This window comes from Vibrio sp. LaRot3, from assembly GCF_027587025.1.
Taxonomy (GTDB): domain Bacteria; phylum Pseudomonadota; class Gammaproteobacteria; order Enterobacterales; family Vibrionaceae; genus Vibrio.
Genome location: NZ_JAPPTI010000008.1, coordinates 60,236 through 76,502, shown reverse-complemented (window position 1 = coordinate 76,502; position 16,267 = coordinate 60,236). Strand labels below are relative to the sequence as shown.

At 46.9% G+C, this 16,267-nt stretch carries 6 protein-coding genes; 5 read left to right on the top strand and 1 reads right to left on the bottom strand.

Annotation, left to right across the window (positions count from 1 at the left end; translation table 11 throughout):
* Positions 1 to 509: 509 nt before the first annotated feature.
* The 5 genes from gltB (at position 510) to OH461_RS15125 (ending at position 14,677) form a co-directional block, all read left to right on the top strand.
* Entirely contained in the window at positions 510 to 5,048 is a 4,539-nt protein-coding gene (gltB, locus tag OH461_RS15145; protein WP_270021408.1) for a glutamate synthase large subunit, read from the top strand.
* Positions 5,048 to 6,517: a glutamate synthase subunit beta gene (locus OH461_RS15140; RefSeq protein ID WP_270021407.1), complete on the top strand. Its 1,470-nt coding sequence runs from the start codon at positions 5,048 to 5,050 to the stop codon at positions 6,515 to 6,517. Before gltB ends, OH461_RS15140 begins: the two co-directional genes overlap by 1 nt.
* 183 nt (positions 6,518 to 6,700) lie before the next feature.
* Positions 6,701 to 7,129 (top strand): DUF1499 domain-containing protein, encoded by a 429-nt coding sequence (locus OH461_RS15135; RefSeq protein ID WP_270021406.1) that lies wholly within the window; start codon positions 6,701 to 6,703, stop codon positions 7,127 to 7,129.
* Between the two features lie 293 nt (positions 7,130 to 7,422).
* Complete coding sequence (locus OH461_RS15130; protein WP_270021405.1) at positions 7,423 to 12,882, top strand: glutamate synthase-related protein; 5,460 nt, start codon at positions 7,423 to 7,425, stop codon at positions 12,880 to 12,882.
* A 31-nt stretch (positions 12,883 to 12,913) separates the two neighbouring features.
* A complete protein-coding gene (locus OH461_RS15125) occupies positions 12,914 to 14,677 on the top strand; it encodes a diflavin oxidoreductase (protein WP_270021404.1) in 1,764 nt (587 codons plus the stop codon).
* A gap of 101 nt (positions 14,678 to 14,778) precedes the next feature.
* On the opposite strand, the gene hldE is transcribed toward OH461_RS15125, so the two are convergent.
* Complete coding sequence (gene hldE / locus OH461_RS15120; RefSeq protein ID WP_270021403.1) at positions 14,779 to 16,209, bottom strand: bifunctional D-glycero-beta-D-manno-heptose-7-phosphate kinase/D-glycero-beta-D-manno-heptose 1-phosphate adenylyltransferase HldE; 1,431 nt, start codon at positions 16,207 to 16,209, stop codon at positions 14,779 to 14,781.
* Positions 16,210 to 16,267 lie beyond the last annotated feature (58 nt).

Genomic DNA, 16,267 nt, shown 5'->3' with positions numbered 1-16,267 from the left:
CATTAAGATTTCTGTAATTAAATTACAACATTGAAATCTTTTTTAGCGCTTTCGATCTAACCAGATTTATCGATTTGATCCCTATCACAAATCAATAAACATGCAAAAATACGTGCTTCAAACTACGGATTAGGCAAATAACAAACATAAAACCTATTTATGCGACGAAAAAACTGCGCAACAAAGCCGACTTTTGATTGCATTTCGTACCGAGTAAATTGTAGGATACTTACAGGTTTTACTTACAGAACTTCGGTTAAATTACAAAATAAACTGTAAGAAAATCGGTGTTGTTCATATCCCACCTATATAAATCACTACAAAAGTGATGCTGTAAGATGGATAACACCATGGATTGTTTTTCTCGCAACATTTTTCCTGTGAGAAGCAGAAAGGAATCAAACCTGAGCAACCTCGTTCAGGTGCGAATCAAAACTATAAAAGGAAGAGACGCGTGATTAAGTTCGCTTAATAGTGCTGCGTCCAGATTAGATTGGAAGGATGTATCTATGGTAGATAGAGAGCATAGTGCACAGGGTCTTTATACTCCAGAATTGGAGCATGATGCCTGTGGTATCGGTTTTGTTGCTCACCTAAAAAACCGTAAATCTCATGAAGTAGTAACTCAAGCACTCGATATGCTTGCCCGTATGGAACACCGTGGTGGTCAAGGTTGTGACCCTTGTAGTGGTGATGGCGCAGGTATCTTGTTGCAGAAGCCCCATGAATTTCTTTTAGAAGAAGCGGTAAAGCTTGGGATTAAGCTACCTTCTTTTGAAAAATACGGTGTCGGTGTCGTTCTATTCCCTAAAGATGAGAACAAACGAGCGCAATGTCGTGACATTTTAGAGCGTAATGCTAAACGCCTTGATTTAGAGGTGATTGGCTACCGCGTACTGCCAACCGACAACTCAATGATCGGTGCAGACCCTCTTAGCACTGAACCGCAGTTCGAACATGTATTCGTAACTGGTGGTCCAAACACAACTCCTGAAGAACTAGAGCGTAAGCTTTACGTTCTGCGTAACTACACAGTACGCGTATGTCTAGAAAGCGTGTCGAACATTGGTGATGATTTCTATATCAACTCAATGTCTTATAAGACACTGGTTTACAAAGGTCAGTTAACTACTGAGCAAGTACCGCAGTACTTCCTAGATCTACAAAACCCAACCATGGTAACTGCGCTAGCACTCGTTCACTCGCGCTTCTCTACCAACACATTCCCTAAATGGCGCTTAGCACAGCCTTTCCGTTACATTGCTCATAATGGTGAGATCAACACCGTTCGCGGTAACTTGAACTGGATGAAGGCTCGCGAAGCGATCATTGAATCAGACTTGTTCACTCAAGCTGAAATCGACATGCTACTGCCTATCTGTCAGGAAGGTAGCTCAGACTCATCTAACTTTGACATGGCGCTAGAGCTCCTAGTTCTTTCTGGTCGTAGCCTGCCACATGCCTTAATGATGATGATTCCTGAAGCATGGCAAGAAAATAAGAACATGGATCCAACTCGTCGTGCGTTCTACCAATATCACGCCAACATCATGGAACCATGGGATGGCCCTGCATCAGTTTGTTTTACTGATGGCGTTCAAGTAGGTGCAACCCTTGACCGTAATGGTCTTCGCCCTTCTCGCTATACGGTAACTAAAGATGACTTCCTAGTAATGGCGTCTGAATCAGGCGTCGTTGAAATTGAGCCTGAGAACGTTGAGTTCCGTGGTCGTCTGCAGCCAGGACGTATCTTCGTTGCTGACCTAGAGCAAGGCCGCATCATTTCTGATGAAGAAGTGAAAGATGGCATCGCCACCGCTCAACCGTATGAGAAATGGGTAGAAGAGAACCTGCTTAGCCTTAACAAGCTACCAGAAGCGGATAACGTTCACAGCCAACCGACTCCAGAGCGTCTGCTGCATCGTCAACAAGCGTTTGGCATCAGCTCGGAAGAAGTGAACGAAGTCATTGTTCCAATGGCGAACGATGGTAAAGAGCCACTTTCTGCAATGGGTGCTGACTGGCCTTTGGCTGTGTTATCGCACCAATCTCAGCATCTATCAAACTACTTCAAACAGTTGTTTGCTCAGGTAACCAACCCACCTATCGACCCGATTCGTGAGCGTATGGTTATGTCTCTGAACACTTACATTGGTAAAGATCAGAACTTACTAGCAGAGTCACCTGTTCACTGTCGTAAAGTAGAGCTAGAGTCACCAGTTATCTCAAACGCTGAGCTAGAAAAGCTGCGTGCGATTGATAACGAGCACTTACAAGCGAAAACCCTTGATATCGTTTTCCAAGCGAACGAAGACCAAGGCAAGCTTGAACGCGCACTAAAACGTATTTGCCAATACGCAGAAGATGCGGTGATTGATGGTTACTCTATCATCCTTCTGACTGACCGAGCGGTTAACTCTAACCACGCAGCCATTCCAGCCATGCTGGCCGTTGGTGCGGTTCACCACCACCTAATCCGCAAAGGCTTACGTGCAAAATGTGGCATTGTGGTTGAAACAGGTGACGCGCGCGAAACGCATCATTTCGCCACGCTGGTTGGTTACGGCGCGAACGCAGTTAACCCATACCTAGTGACTGAAACTCTGGTTGATCTTCAACGTCGTAAGAAGCTTGATCCTGAAGCGTCACTGGAAGCTCTATTCAATAACTACCGCAACGCGATTAATGGCGGCCTATTGAAGATCTTCTCTAAAATGGGTATCTCAACATTGCAGTCTTACCAAGGTGCACAGATCTTTGAAGCGCTGGGTATTCACAAGTCAGTGGTTGATAAATACTTCACTGGTACAGTTTCACGTATCCAAGGTCTAACCCTAGACGACATTGCAAAAGAAGTATTGATTCGTCACCGTGTGGGTTACCCAACTCGTGAAATCCCGATTCAAATGCTGGATGTGGGTGGTGTTTACCAGTGGAAACAACGTGGTGAAAAACACCTATTCAACCCAGAAACAATTTCACTACTGCAAGAGTCTACGCGCAACAAGAACTACTCACAGTTCAAGAAGTACGCAGAAGCAGTAGATAAGCAAGGTGACAATGCCGTTACGCTACGTAGCCAGCTTGAATTCATTAAAAACCCAGCAGGTTCAATCCCGCTAGAAGAAGTAGAACCAATCGAAAGCATTGTGAAACGCTTTGCGACCGGTGCAATGTCATTCGGCTCTATCTCTTACGAAGCGCACTCAACGCTAGCAGTCGCGATGAACCGTCTCGGCGCGAAATCTAACTCAGGTGAAGGTGGTGAAGACCCAACTCGCTTTGAGCGCAAAGAAAATGGCGATTGGGAACGTTCAGCGATCAAACAGGTGGCATCAGGCCGCTTCGGTGTAACGTCTTATTACCTAACTAACTCTGATGAAATTCAGATTAAGATGGCGCAAGGTGCGAAACCAGGTGAAGGTGGTCAGCTACCGGGTGATAAAGTGGATGACTGGATCGGTGCTACGCGTCACTCTACTCCAGGAGTAGGCCTAATTTCGCCACCACCACACCACGATATCTACTCAATCGAAGATTTGGCTCAGCTCATCTACGATTTGAAAAACGCTAACCGCGCAGGCCGTGTTAACGTGAAACTGGTATCGGAAGCAGGCGTAGGTACGATCGCATCTGGTGTTGCGAAAGCGAAAGCTGATGTGGTGCTGATTGCCGGCTTCGATGGCGGTACAGGTGCATCTCCGATGTCGTCAATTCGTCACACTGGTCTACCTTGGGAACTTGGTCTAGCAGAAACGCATCAGACGCTACTGAAAAACGGCCTACGTAACCGTATCGTCGTTCAAGCGGATGGCCAAATGAAGACTCCTCGCGACCTCGCAGTAGCAACGCTACTTGGTGCGGAAGAATGGGGTGTAGCAACCGCAGCGCTTGTGGTTGAAGGTTGTATCATGATGCGTAAATGTCATAAGAACACTTGTCCGGTTGGTATCGCAACACAAAACAAAACGCTACGTGAGCGCTTTGATGGCCGCGTAGAAGACGTTGTAACCTTCTTCCAATACATGGCTGAAGGCCTACGTGAAATCATGGCTGAGCTTGGCTTCCGCACTATCGATGAGATGGTTGGTCAAGGTCAGAAGATGAAACTTCGCCAAGACATTAGCCACTGGAAATACACTAACCTAGATCTATCGCCTGTACTGCACGTAGAGCAAGCTCGTGAAGCGGACGGCATCTACAACCAGACAGAGCAAAACCACAATCTAGAAGAAGTGTTAGACCGTAAACTGATTCAAGCGGCAATCCCAGCACTTGAAAAAGGTGAAGCTGTCGAGGCTGAGTTCCCTATCATCAACACCGACCGCTCTGCGGGTACGATGTTGTCGAACGAAATCTCGAAGGTGTACAAAGACCAAGGTCTACCTCAACCGATGAACGTGAAGTTCACAGGTTCTGCAGGCCAATCTTTCGGTGCATTCCTTGCCAAAGGCGTGAAGTTTGAGGTTGAAGGTGACGCAAACGACTACTGGGGTAAAGGCCTATCAGGCGGCACGCTAGTGCTCTACCCAGATGCTAAGTCAAGCATCGTACCGGAAGACAACATTGTCGTGGGTAACGTATGTTTCTACGGTGCAACCTCTGGTGAATCATTTATTCGAGGCCTAGCCGGCGAACGTTTCTGTGTTCGTAACTCAGGTGCGAAAGTAGTGGTTGAAGGTGTGGGTGACCACGGTTGTGAATACATGACTGGCGGCGCAGCTATCATCCTTGGCTCTACAGGTCGTAACTTCGCGGCAGGTATGAGTGGTGGCGTAGCTTACGTGTGGGATAAGTCAGGTGACTTTGAATCGAAGCTAAACCCAGAACTTGTCGACCTAGACCCAATTGAGCAAGAAGACAAAGACCTACTACTCGACATGTTAACGAAACATGTTCAATTCACAGGAAGTGAAGTGGCTCAGTCTTTCCTAGACAACTTTGAAGCAAGCCTGCAAAGCATGGTGAAAGTAATGCCACGCGATTACAAAGCAGTACTTCAAAAGCGTAAGGCAGAGGCACAACAAAAAGAAGCGGAGGCAGTGTAATGGGTAAGCCTACTGGATTTTTAGAGCATGGTCGCGAGCTTCCAAAGAAGCTCGACCCAGCGGTACGTATTCAAAACAACAAAGAGTTCGTACTCAACGAAGAGTTTGGTGAGAAGATTGGTACGCAAGCTTCTCGCTGTATGGACTGTGGTGTGCCGTTTTGTCATAACGGCTGCCCTATCGGCAACATCATCCCTGAGTTCAATGATGCGGTTTACCGTGACAGCTGGGAAGAAGCTTGGAACATTCTAAGCTCTACCAACAACTTCCCAGAATTCACTGGTCGCGTATGTCCAGCTCCGTGTGAAAGTGCTTGTGTATTGGGGATTAACCAAGACCCAATCACCATCTGTAACATCGAGAAAACCATCGTAGAAACGGCCTATCGTGAAGGTTACGCAAAACCAAAAACGCCACGTTCGCGCACAGGTAAAACCGTTGCGATTATTGGTAGTGGCCCTGCAGGTCTTGCCGCAGCAGAACAGCTTAATAGCGCAGGTCACACTGTGACTGTGTTTGAACGTGATGAAAAAGTGGGTGGTCTACTTCGCTTTGGTATCCCTGACTTCAAACTCGGCATGGATGTGATTGACCGTAAAGTTAACCTAATGGCTGAAGCGGGTGTTGAGTTTAAAGTGAACCAACATGTGGGTGTAGATGTTAACGCTCAGCAACTACGTCAAGAGTACGATGTCGTGCTACTGACGGGTGGTTCTACTGTACCACGCGATCTGCCAGTTCCTGGTCGTGAGCTAAATGGCGTTTACTTTGCGATGCAGTTCCTTGCGCAAAACAACCGTCGTGCCAATGACATGGACTTAAAAACCGAAGAGATCCACGCGAAAGATAAACACGTTGTGGTTATCGGTGGTGGTGATACCGGTTCTGACTGTGTGGGTACTTCTAACCGTCACGGTGCGAAGAGTATTACTCAGGTTGAAATCATGCCGATTCCACCAGAGAAGCGCCCAGCAAACATGCCTTGGCCTCAATATCCGATGATCATGCGTACTTCGACATCTCATGAAGAAGGGGTTGATCGTCACTGGAACATCTTAACCAAAGAGTTCATTGGCAACGATAAAGGTGAAGTCACCGGTCTTCGTATTGCAGATATCGTTTGGCAAGATGCAAAAGAAGGCGAGCGTCCTAGCTTCAACGAAGTGGAAGGCAGTGAACGCGTTATCCCTTGTGATATGGCTTTCTTAGCAATGGGCTTCTTACATCCAGAACCAACTGGTGTCCTTGCTCAGCTAGACATTGCACTTGATGATCGCGGTAATGTGGCGACTGATGGCTTTGCAACGAACCAGCAAGGTGTATTTGCCGCAGGTGATATGCGAACAGGTCAGTCTCTGGTTGTTCGTTGTATCAATGAAGGCCGTGAATGTGCTCGCGCAATTGATGACTACCTAATGGGTGGCACCAACCTAGAAGCAAAAGCAAACTCACTCATGCTTTCAGCATAATCTCTATTGGCGGGAATACGATATTCCCGCCACTCTTTCCTTCCGTCTATAGTTTGACCAGCCTTGCGCTGGTCTTTTTTATCTCTAACTTATCTCACTAATTCTTTCGATTGCCTGATCGCAGCTTTCACCCGTTACGTATTTTGCTACACTGAAAAGGCTTGATAATTCAGGGAAAATACAATGCGTTCATATCTGATCCCCCTAACTTCGCTACTTGTACTTGCGGGATGTAGCCAAGGAGAACAAAACATGGCGAGCAAAATCGATCAACTTTGCGGCGATAAACCAAACTGCGTGTCTACATTAGACACCAGAGAGAAACATCAAATCGCGCCTTTTACACTCAAAGCTGGTGTCACGATTGAGCAAATCGAACAAATCGCGCTGCAATTACCTGGCGCGAAAACCGCAGATAAGCAATCAAATTATTTACGTGTAGAGTGCACCAGTAAAATCATGAAGTTCGTCGATGACTTAGAGTTAAAAATCGATGGCAATCAATTGCTGGTTCGTTCTGAGTCTCGGGTTGGTTATTCAGATTTTGGTGTCAACCGAAAACGTGCCGAATCACTAAGAGAATCTCTGAACCGCTCAGGTTTATTGGATTAAATTCATACTCACCACTAAAATTCATTCGATAACAGGCCGAAGCATTCTGACAATATAAGCAGAAAAAATGAACAACTATTCATTAACTTTTCGCTAGCAGGATCTGAAAAATAGGCGATCTTAATCACAGAATGCTTGCTATAAAGCACCGCTCGTGATAATTATTGAGCCTAATCGTAAGAGCGAATCGGAATCGTTCTCATGTGAAATGTAGCTGAAGGCTTCGGCACCGTAGTGATACATGCCAAAGGAACCCGCAGTGTTGCACTGCTAGCAATCAAGGAAATGATCGAATGAATCAGGAATATCGCTCGCTGTATGATCGCGAGCATGAGCACTCGAGCTGTGGGGTGGGATTCATCACCGATAAAAGTGGTGAACAAACCCATGAAATGCTCTCTCTTGCTCACCAAGCTCTATGTACGATCCCCCACCGTGGCGGTATGAACGCCGAAGGTATTGGTGATGGTGCAGGTGTTAACATCGATTTGTCGGTTAACTTCTATCGCTTTTTACTTGGTCAACCTCACCTTAATAAAGGTGATTTTGGTGTTGCCAACTTTTTCTTCCCTTTTGACCCATCCAAGTTTGATGCAGCAAAAGCTCTGATAGAAGATACCCTGAGCCAATATAAGCTCACTATTCAACTTTGGCGTGAAGTGCCAATCAATCCAGAAGCAGTGAACACTGCCTCACAACAAGTTCAGCAAACCATTCACCAAGTGGTATTCATCAATGATGACTCTTCACGAAACATCGCTGAATTTGAACAGCAGATAAACTTGGCGCTTGGCACGCTGGAATCGACTGGATTTACCGATGACGCACTAGAAGGCTTTTATCCGCTTTCAATGAGTTCAAACACCCAAGTGTATAAAGGCCGCCTAAATTCTTGGGAGGTGGTGCCCTACTTTGCTGACTTAACGAACCCAGAACACCAAATTACGACACTGTTCTTCCATACCCGTTTCTCTACTAACACAGCGCCTGCAACTATGATGGCTCAGCCATTTCGTAGAATGGCGCACAATGGTGAGTTAAATACCGATAAGAAGAACCGTTTAAGCGAAGATGCGATCGCGCGTCAGCAACATAAAAAGGTCATTTTCCCCAAGGGGCAATCCGATTCTGCTCGTCTAGACCAAACGCTAGCCCGTCGTGTAGTCGAAGATAATCTCGATATCGTCACCGCGGTATTGGCGATGATGCCACCAGCGTGGGAAAACGATCACAACCTTTCTCAAGAAGTCCGCGATATGCTGGAGTATTTCAGTTTATCGGAAGAGAAAAACGATGGCCCAGCGGCTCTGATTTTCTCTGACGGACAAAAAGTAGGTGCGCGTCTAGACCGTCTTGGTTTACGTCCACTGCGTAGCGTCGAAACGGATCGTTACCTCGCGGTAATGAGTGAAGCAGGGCAAATTGATTTCCCGGCGGATCAAATTACTCGCTTTGGCCGTATTCAAGCAGGCGGCATGATCTATTTCGATCATGCTACGGGTCAATCTTACGAAACGAATGAGATTCTAGAGAACCTTGCTAAAGAACGTAACTACAGCGCGTTACTTGAGTCAGCACGTATTACCCTTAATGATCTTGAAGCCTCATCGATAGAAGACGTCACAGAAAATACCGAGTTTAGCTCGTACAGCCGTCATGTGGCTTACTCGCTCAACCAAGAGAGTTTCAAATTCTTCCTCGACCCGATGCTCGAAAATGGCGCAGAAAAAATCACGGCGATGGGTTTTGGTCTTGCACCTAACGTATTGACCGATGAAGAAGGCGGAATATCGAAGTACTTCAGCCAACGTTTTGCTCAGGTGACCAACCCACCATTGGATTCACTTCGTGAGTCTGACGGCATGACCTTACGTGTCGCATTAGGCGCAAAACCCAACTTCAGCCCACAAGATACCGTGCAACTCGTGTTGCGTTCTCCGATTCTTCAGCCACAGCAGCTTGAGCAGATCTTCCAGCAAGATCGCATCAAGATTGCGACTTTAGATGCGGTTTTCACACCGACACTCAATAGCAGAGAAGACAATACTCAGCGTGTCGAGCAAGCAATTCAGCAGCTCTGCGATCAAGTAGAACAAGCAACGAAGGATCGCTGCGGCATTATCGTGTTAAGCGACAAAAACATCGCCAATGATAAAGCAGCACTGCCTGCGGTACTTGTAGTCACAGCCGTCAACCAACGCCTAATTAAAAAAGGCCTACGTTTTGATACCAGTATTGTTTATCAAACGGGTCAGGCGGTGAGTAGCCACGACATCGCTTGTTTACTTGGCTTTGGTGCTTCTGCGATTTGTCCTATCTCGGTTTTCCATCGAGCGAAAACCCTATCTAACAATCAAAGCATTGAAACAGGTTTAAACAACTTCCAGAAAGCGTGTGAAAAATCGCTAATGAAGACCATGGGTAAGTTCGGTCTTTGTACTGCGGAAAGTTACATCGGTGGTGAGTTCTTTGAATCCAACTTCTTAGATACTGATTCTGAGTGTTTGAAGCGTTATTTCCCGAACATCAGCTCACCGGTTGGAGGTGCGCGCTTAGATGACTTAGCATGGAGTGCAGCAAAATGGCACTTCAAAGCCTTGGCCATCAACGAAGAAAACCAAATCCCACTACTTGGTCTGTTTAAAGAGCGTCAAGATGGTGCTGGACACAGTTTTGGTAACACGGCAGTTCGTGAATACATCAACATGACTCAAGAGTCAGTTCAGTATGCCAACGACGACCAAGCAGAAAAAGCGCTTGAGTCAGCGGTAGTGACCAACGATGACTTAGGCTATAAAGATCGTGGTTACGACAAACTTACCCCAGAGCAGATTGATGCGTTTCAAGTGACGCCTTCATACCGTTCATTCGCTGACAATCTTTATACTGAACGTGAATCTCGCCCTGCGACTCTGCGCGACATTTTACTGCTACCGCTCGATTTTACTGCGGTCACTTCTGTCGACCAATTTGCTCACTTACTCGATCGTTTCCATTTTGATGGCAACATCGACTACTTATGGTCTGGCTTAGATGTCGACGCACAAGGCGATCACTTTGTCCTGACACTGACTAACTCAAACGCCACCGATGCATTGCAAGCCGCTATCGAGCAAGCTTGGAGTGAAAAAGTATCGTCAGTGACACGCAATGGCGATGCAATAGAGCTAAAAGCAAAGCCAGAGCTAGCAGGTTTCTTAAACCGAATCCGCGCGGCACGCAAACCAATCGAGCTAGATCAAGTCGATGCAGCACATTTGATTACGCCGACTTTCGCGTCCGGCGCAATGAGTCACGGCGCACTCAACTCCAATGCTCACCAAGCCGTTGCGCAAGGTACTAACATTGCAGGTGCGATGAGTAACTCCGGTGAAGGTGGTGAACACTCATCTCGTTTCAACTCCATCAAGTCGAGCAAAATCAAACAGTTTGCCTCTGGCCGATTTGGCGTGTGGGTGGGTTACTTAGCCGACCCTCAGCTTGAAGAGATTGAAATCAAAATCGCTCAAGGGGCAAAACCCGGTGAAGGCGGTCAGCTACCATCACCAAAAGTAACGGTGGAAATTGCCGCTGCTCGTGGTGGTACACCGGGCGTTGAACTAGTCAGCCCTCCTCCACACCACGATACTTACTCTATCGAAGATTTAGGTCAGCTAATTCACGATGCCAAAGCAGCCCGCGTTCGCGTTATCGTCAAACTGGTGTCGTCTGAAGGTATCGGCACAATTGCTGTTGGTGTGGCAAAAGCAGGTGCTGATGTCATCAACGTAGCCGGTAACACCGGTGGTACGGGTGCAGCTGCAGTAACCAGTTTGAAAAACACCGGCCGCGCAGCAGAAATCGGTATCGCCGAAGTTCACCAGTCACTGAGTGAAAACGGCTTACGTGACAAAGTGACACTGCGCTGTTCAAACGCACACCAAACCGGTATGGATGTCATCAAATCCGCCATTATGGGTGGTGACTCCTTTGAGTTTGGTACCACTGCATTGATGATGCTGAAATGTGTCATGGCGAAGAACTGTAACGTCAAATGTCCTGCTGGCTTAACCACCAACCCAGAGCTTTACCAAGGCGACCCTCGCGCCCTCGCGCAGTACTTCTTAAACGTTGCTCATGAAGTACGTGAGATTCTCGCCAAACTCGGTTACCGCTCATTACAAGAAATTCGTGGCCGCACAGAGCTACTGCATTTAGCGAACCACCACAGTATTGTTGGTCGCTTAGATGTCACTGGATTACTGCGTGACGTAGACATCGTCAAGATAGCTAAACCTGTTTACCTTGAAGCGGATTTCACACCCGATGACAAGCTTATCGAACAGCTACTAGGTAACTACTTCGAATCTGAGCAACGCCAAATCGTACTCGATGGCGGTAAGCTAAATAACTGCAATAAATCTACCGGTGGCCAGCTATCGATAGACATTGAGCGCAGTCTTAACTACCAATACGTTGGTCAACACCACCCAGCGGTTCTAACCAGTAGCAATGGGCGTCGATTCTTAGATGCAGAATCTATTTTGGTACAAAGCCGTGGTAGCGCAGGCCAAAGTTACGCTGCATTTAACAACAGCGGCCTAATCATGGAGCACACTGGCACTTGTAACGATGGTGTCGGTAAAGGTTCTAGTGGTGGCCATATTGTGGTTCGCTCGCCAAGTGACAAGCCGTTAAGTGCTGGCAACAACGTACTAATTGGTAACTTCGCTCTATTTGGCGCGACGGGTGGCCAAGCCTTCATTGAAGGTGAAGCCGGAGACCGTTTCGCAGTACGTAACTCAGGGGCAGTCGCGGTTGTCGAAGGCGTTGGTGATTTCTGCTGTGAATACATGACCAACGGCTCAGTGATCAACTTAGGTGGTTACGGTAAGGGTTTTGGTAATGGTATGTCTGGCGGTGTGGCTTACCAATACAACGTCGATGGAAAATTCGCTGACAGTTGCAGTAAAGACTCTGTGATGGTGTTACCACTGATCGATCATGACCCGGGTTATGAAGAAGCACTAAAGTGGCACCTAGAACAGCACCTACGCTTTACCCAATCGGCAAAAGTACAGCAGATTCTGGCTGATTGGCCAACCAGCCGCACCATGTTTACCTTGGTGATGCCGCTTGCTTTAGTGCAAAGCCAACACCCAGAAAGCATTCTCGAATCTAACCCGCGCAAGAAAATGCTCGAAGAACTTATTAGCGGTGAAGCGGGTCGCTTGATTGAGCAGATTCACTTTGCTTACCGTGACGGTATCGACCTTGCTCATGGCTTAAGCCCACAATACGGAGATATGGATACCTCTCTGATTTGTGACTTACTGACTCACAGTGGTGTATTGCACCGAGCGCAGCAATTGGTCAAGACACAAACCAGCGACGAACAAGAACAAACCGTTCTGGTTAAGCGCTTGTTTGAGCACCGTGATAAAAAACTGCTTGATGCGATTAGTAAAGATTTGAAAGAAGCCGTTTCAAACTACAAAGATGAAGAACTTGCTGTATTGCTTGCTGATAAGCGAGTGCAAGACTACAAATCATCACTGGCACGACGCGATGTTTGGGATACCCATTCCCGAGGAACCACTGTTTGGATCCTTGCGCGAGAAGCTGATATTAGCCAACAACTGCTATCCATCGAGCGGATTAATCAGCGTATGGCAACCCTGTACTGCCACGCCTTTGCCGATGTGATTAGAGCGGATATTGAGCAAGAAAAAGCACTCGCAAAACAAACTGAACAAGAAGCCCCAGCAGCCTAGGGAAGGCGCGTATCTTAAGATAGGAAGAACAATGAAAGTACCTCATTTGCCACAAGATATACCATTTAACGAAGACCAAAAGACTTGGTTAGCGGGCTTCTTTTCTGGCCTGCACTCGCGTCTATTGGTAAAAGAAGAGTCGGTCGTCCACGCTGAATCTAAACCTCAGGTGAAAGCACTGACGATTCTTTATGGATCACAAACAGGTAATGCGGAAAGCGTTGCTTACGACACCGCCGAAAAAGCCAAAGAATATGGCATGACGGCAAGTGTTTACGACATGGATGATGTCGATGCGCAAATCTTTGTTAAATCATCTCGCCTACTGATTGTAACCAGTACTTACGGTGAGGGTGAAATGCCAGACAATGCCGAAACCCTCTGGCAAACTATGAGCAGCGACAATGCACCAAAACTAGACGGCACCTTCTTCTCAATACTTGCTCTGGGTGATACTAGCTACGACGAATTCTGTTTGGCTGGTAAGCTTTGGGACGAACGTCTAGAAGAACTAGGGGCGATTCGTGTCACGACTCGTGTTGATTGTGATATCGACTTTGAACAACCATCAGAAGAGTGGATGATTGCCACTCTACCTAGCATTGCTGACAAAGGTGAAGATGGCGAAGGCAGTTCAGCACAAGGAACCGCCTCTACCCCAAAGCAGAAATCTAAGTTCGGTCGAAAGAACCCGCTGCAAGCGACGTTGAAGCACAAACGTGTTCTTAATAAAGAAGGATCGTCGAAAGAGATCGTTCATTACGAATTTTCGTTGGAAGGCTCTGGCGAATTTTACAAGCCGGGCGACGCGCTCAATGTGATTCCACAAAACCAGCCTCAGCTAGTGGATGACTTCTTAGCGCATTTACGTTTCTCTGGCGATGAAAAACCATCATGGAACGGCGAGAATCACAGCTTACGTGAGATTTTTACGCGCTACCTCGACATTCGCACGCCATCAAAAGAGTTCATCAAAGCGATGGCAGAAGCATCCAGCGATCATAAACTGATAGAAATGATCGCCAATGAAGATAGCACGGCTCTCAACGACTTCTTATGGGGTAAAGACACCTTAGATATTCTACGAGCCTACCCAAATGTGACGCTATCGTTGGCTGAAGTGTTAACACTGCTTAAACCTATTGCGCCACGTGCTTACTCCATTTCATCAAGTTTGAATAAACATAACGATGAAGTACACCTAACCATTGGCAGCGTACGTTATAAGAATGGTGAGCGTGACTATAACGGTACCTGTTCAACTTGGTTGGCTGACATCGTTGATGAAGGTGAAAAAGTCCCTTGCTACTTTGCTCCAAACAAAAACTTTGCAGTGCCAGAGGACGACAAAGCACCAATGATCATGGTCGGCCCGGGGACGGGTATCGCCCCATTCCGCGCGTTCTTAGAAGAACGTGAAGTGCAAGCTTCACCCGGTGATAACTGGCTTATCTTTGGTGACCGAAATGGTGCAACCGACTACATCTATCAAGAAGAGATAGAAGCGCTGCAAAAGAAAGAGGTGTTAACTCGCTTAGATCTTGCTTTCTCTCGTGACCAAGCGGAGAAGGTTTACGTACAAGATAAGATGCGTCAAAGTGGCGCTGAGTTATTTGCATGGCTTGAGCGTGGCGGTTACTTCTTTGTTTGTGGTGATGCTTACCACATGGCTAAAGATGTTGATAAAGCGCTGCACGATGTTATCGCAGAGCACGGTAAAGTCAGCGAAGAAGAAGCGAAAGAGTATGTCGCGACTCTTAAGAAGCAAAAACGTTATGTGCGAGATGTGTACTAAACGGCTCACCGCTTTAAATTACGCCTAATAAAAACGCCCACTTATCTAAGTGGGCGTTTTAGCATCTATTGGCTAGCACATAATTGGCTTAGTAAAAGGAATTAACCCTTACCGCCTTTGATAGCGTCAATGATTTCTGTGGTTGAACAACCATCTTCAAAGTTCAGCACTTTTACTTGGCCGCCGTTAGCAATCACTTCTTTACCACCAGCAATCTCTTCTGGTTTGTAGTCACCACCTTTAACTAGCAAGTCAGGCAGAACTTCAGAGATTAAACGCTGAGGCGTATCTTCACCAAATGGTACAACCCAATCAACGGCACCTAGACCCGCCAAAACAGCCATACGACGATCTGTTGGGTTAACCGGACGACCAGGGCCTTTAAGACGCTTAACAGACTCATCAGTGTTTACCGCAACAATTAGGCGATCACCCAGCTCTGCTGCGTGGTTTAGGTATGAAACATGGCCTGCGTGCAGGATGTCGAAACAACCGTTGGTCATCACCACTTTCTCGCCTTTCGCTTGCGCTTGTTTCACCGCTTCAATCAATGCAGACTCAGTAATAACACCGAAATCAGTATCTTGGCTGCCGTGAATTGCTTCTGCTAACTCGATGGTCGAAAGAGTAGATGTGCCCAATTTGCCGACAACCACACCAGCTGCAGCATTCGCTAATGCACACGCTTGGTCTAATGGCTTACCTGCTGCAACAGAAGCTGCAAGCACAGAGATAACCGTGTCGCCTGCACCTGTTACGTCATACACTTCTTTCGCTTGAGTTGGTAAGTGGAATGGTTCCTGACCACGACGAAGAAGTGTCATACCATGCTCACTACGAGTCACAAGCAGCGCTTCAAAATCGTATTCTCCAATCAGTGCTAGGCCTTTTTCTACTAGCTCTTGCTCTGACTTCACTTTACCTACAACGTGTTCAAATTCAGCCATGTTTGGCGTTAGAAGCGTTGCACCACGGTAGCGTTCAAAGTCTGCACCTTTAGGGTCGATGAAGACAGGTACATTTGCAGCGCGCGCTTTTTGAATAAATTGCTGTACGTGCTCAAGAGCTCCTTTCGCGTAATCAGACAGAACCACTGATTTCACTTTTGGTAGAGCTTGCTCCATACGATCTAGAATCAGCTCTGGATCGGTGTTTTCAAACTTATCTTCAAAGTCCAAGCGGATAAGTTGTTGACCACGACTAAGTACACGTAGCTTAGTGATGGTTGGGTATTCTGGTAGTGCAACGAAATCACATTTCACGTTCAGTGAAGATAATGTCTCGTTCAGCACTTTAGCTGGTTCATCGATCCCTGTTAACCCGACGATATGCGCGTGACCACCTAGCGAGGCAATGTTCATTGCTACGTTAGCTGCACCACCAGGGCGCTCTTCGTTGTTTTCTACTTTCACTACAGGCACAGGCGCTTCTGGCGAGATGCGTCCAGTAGGACCATGCCAGTAACGGTCTAACATTACGTCACCGATAATTAGTACGCCTGATTGACTGTAGTCAGGTAGGATTGGTTTCATTATGGATCTCCATTATGTAATTCAAGCGAAGTTTAACATAGGGTTTTCATAGCCTAAA

Excerpts from the sequence above, each read along its gene's own strand:
- gltB (WP_270021408.1), top strand. The coding sequence starts at position 510 with ATGGTAGATAGAGAGCATAGTGCACAGGGTCTTTATACTCCAGAATTG.
- OH461_RS15125 (WP_270021404.1), top strand. The coding sequence starts at position 12,914 with ATGAAAGTACCTCATTTGCCACAAGATATACCATTTAACGAAGACCAA.
- hldE (WP_270021403.1), bottom strand. The coding sequence starts at position 16,209 with ATGAAACCAATCCTACCTGACTACAGTCAATCAGGCGTACTAATTATC.
- OH461_RS15130 (WP_270021405.1), top strand. The coding sequence starts at position 7,423 with ATGAATCAGGAATATCGCTCGCTGTATGATCGCGAGCATGAGCACTCG.
- OH461_RS15140 (WP_270021407.1), top strand. The coding sequence starts at position 5,048 with ATGGGTAAGCCTACTGGATTTTTAGAGCATGGTCGCGAGCTTCCAAAG.
- OH461_RS15135 (WP_270021406.1), top strand. The coding sequence starts at position 6,701 with ATGCGTTCATATCTGATCCCCCTAACTTCGCTACTTGTACTTGCGGGA.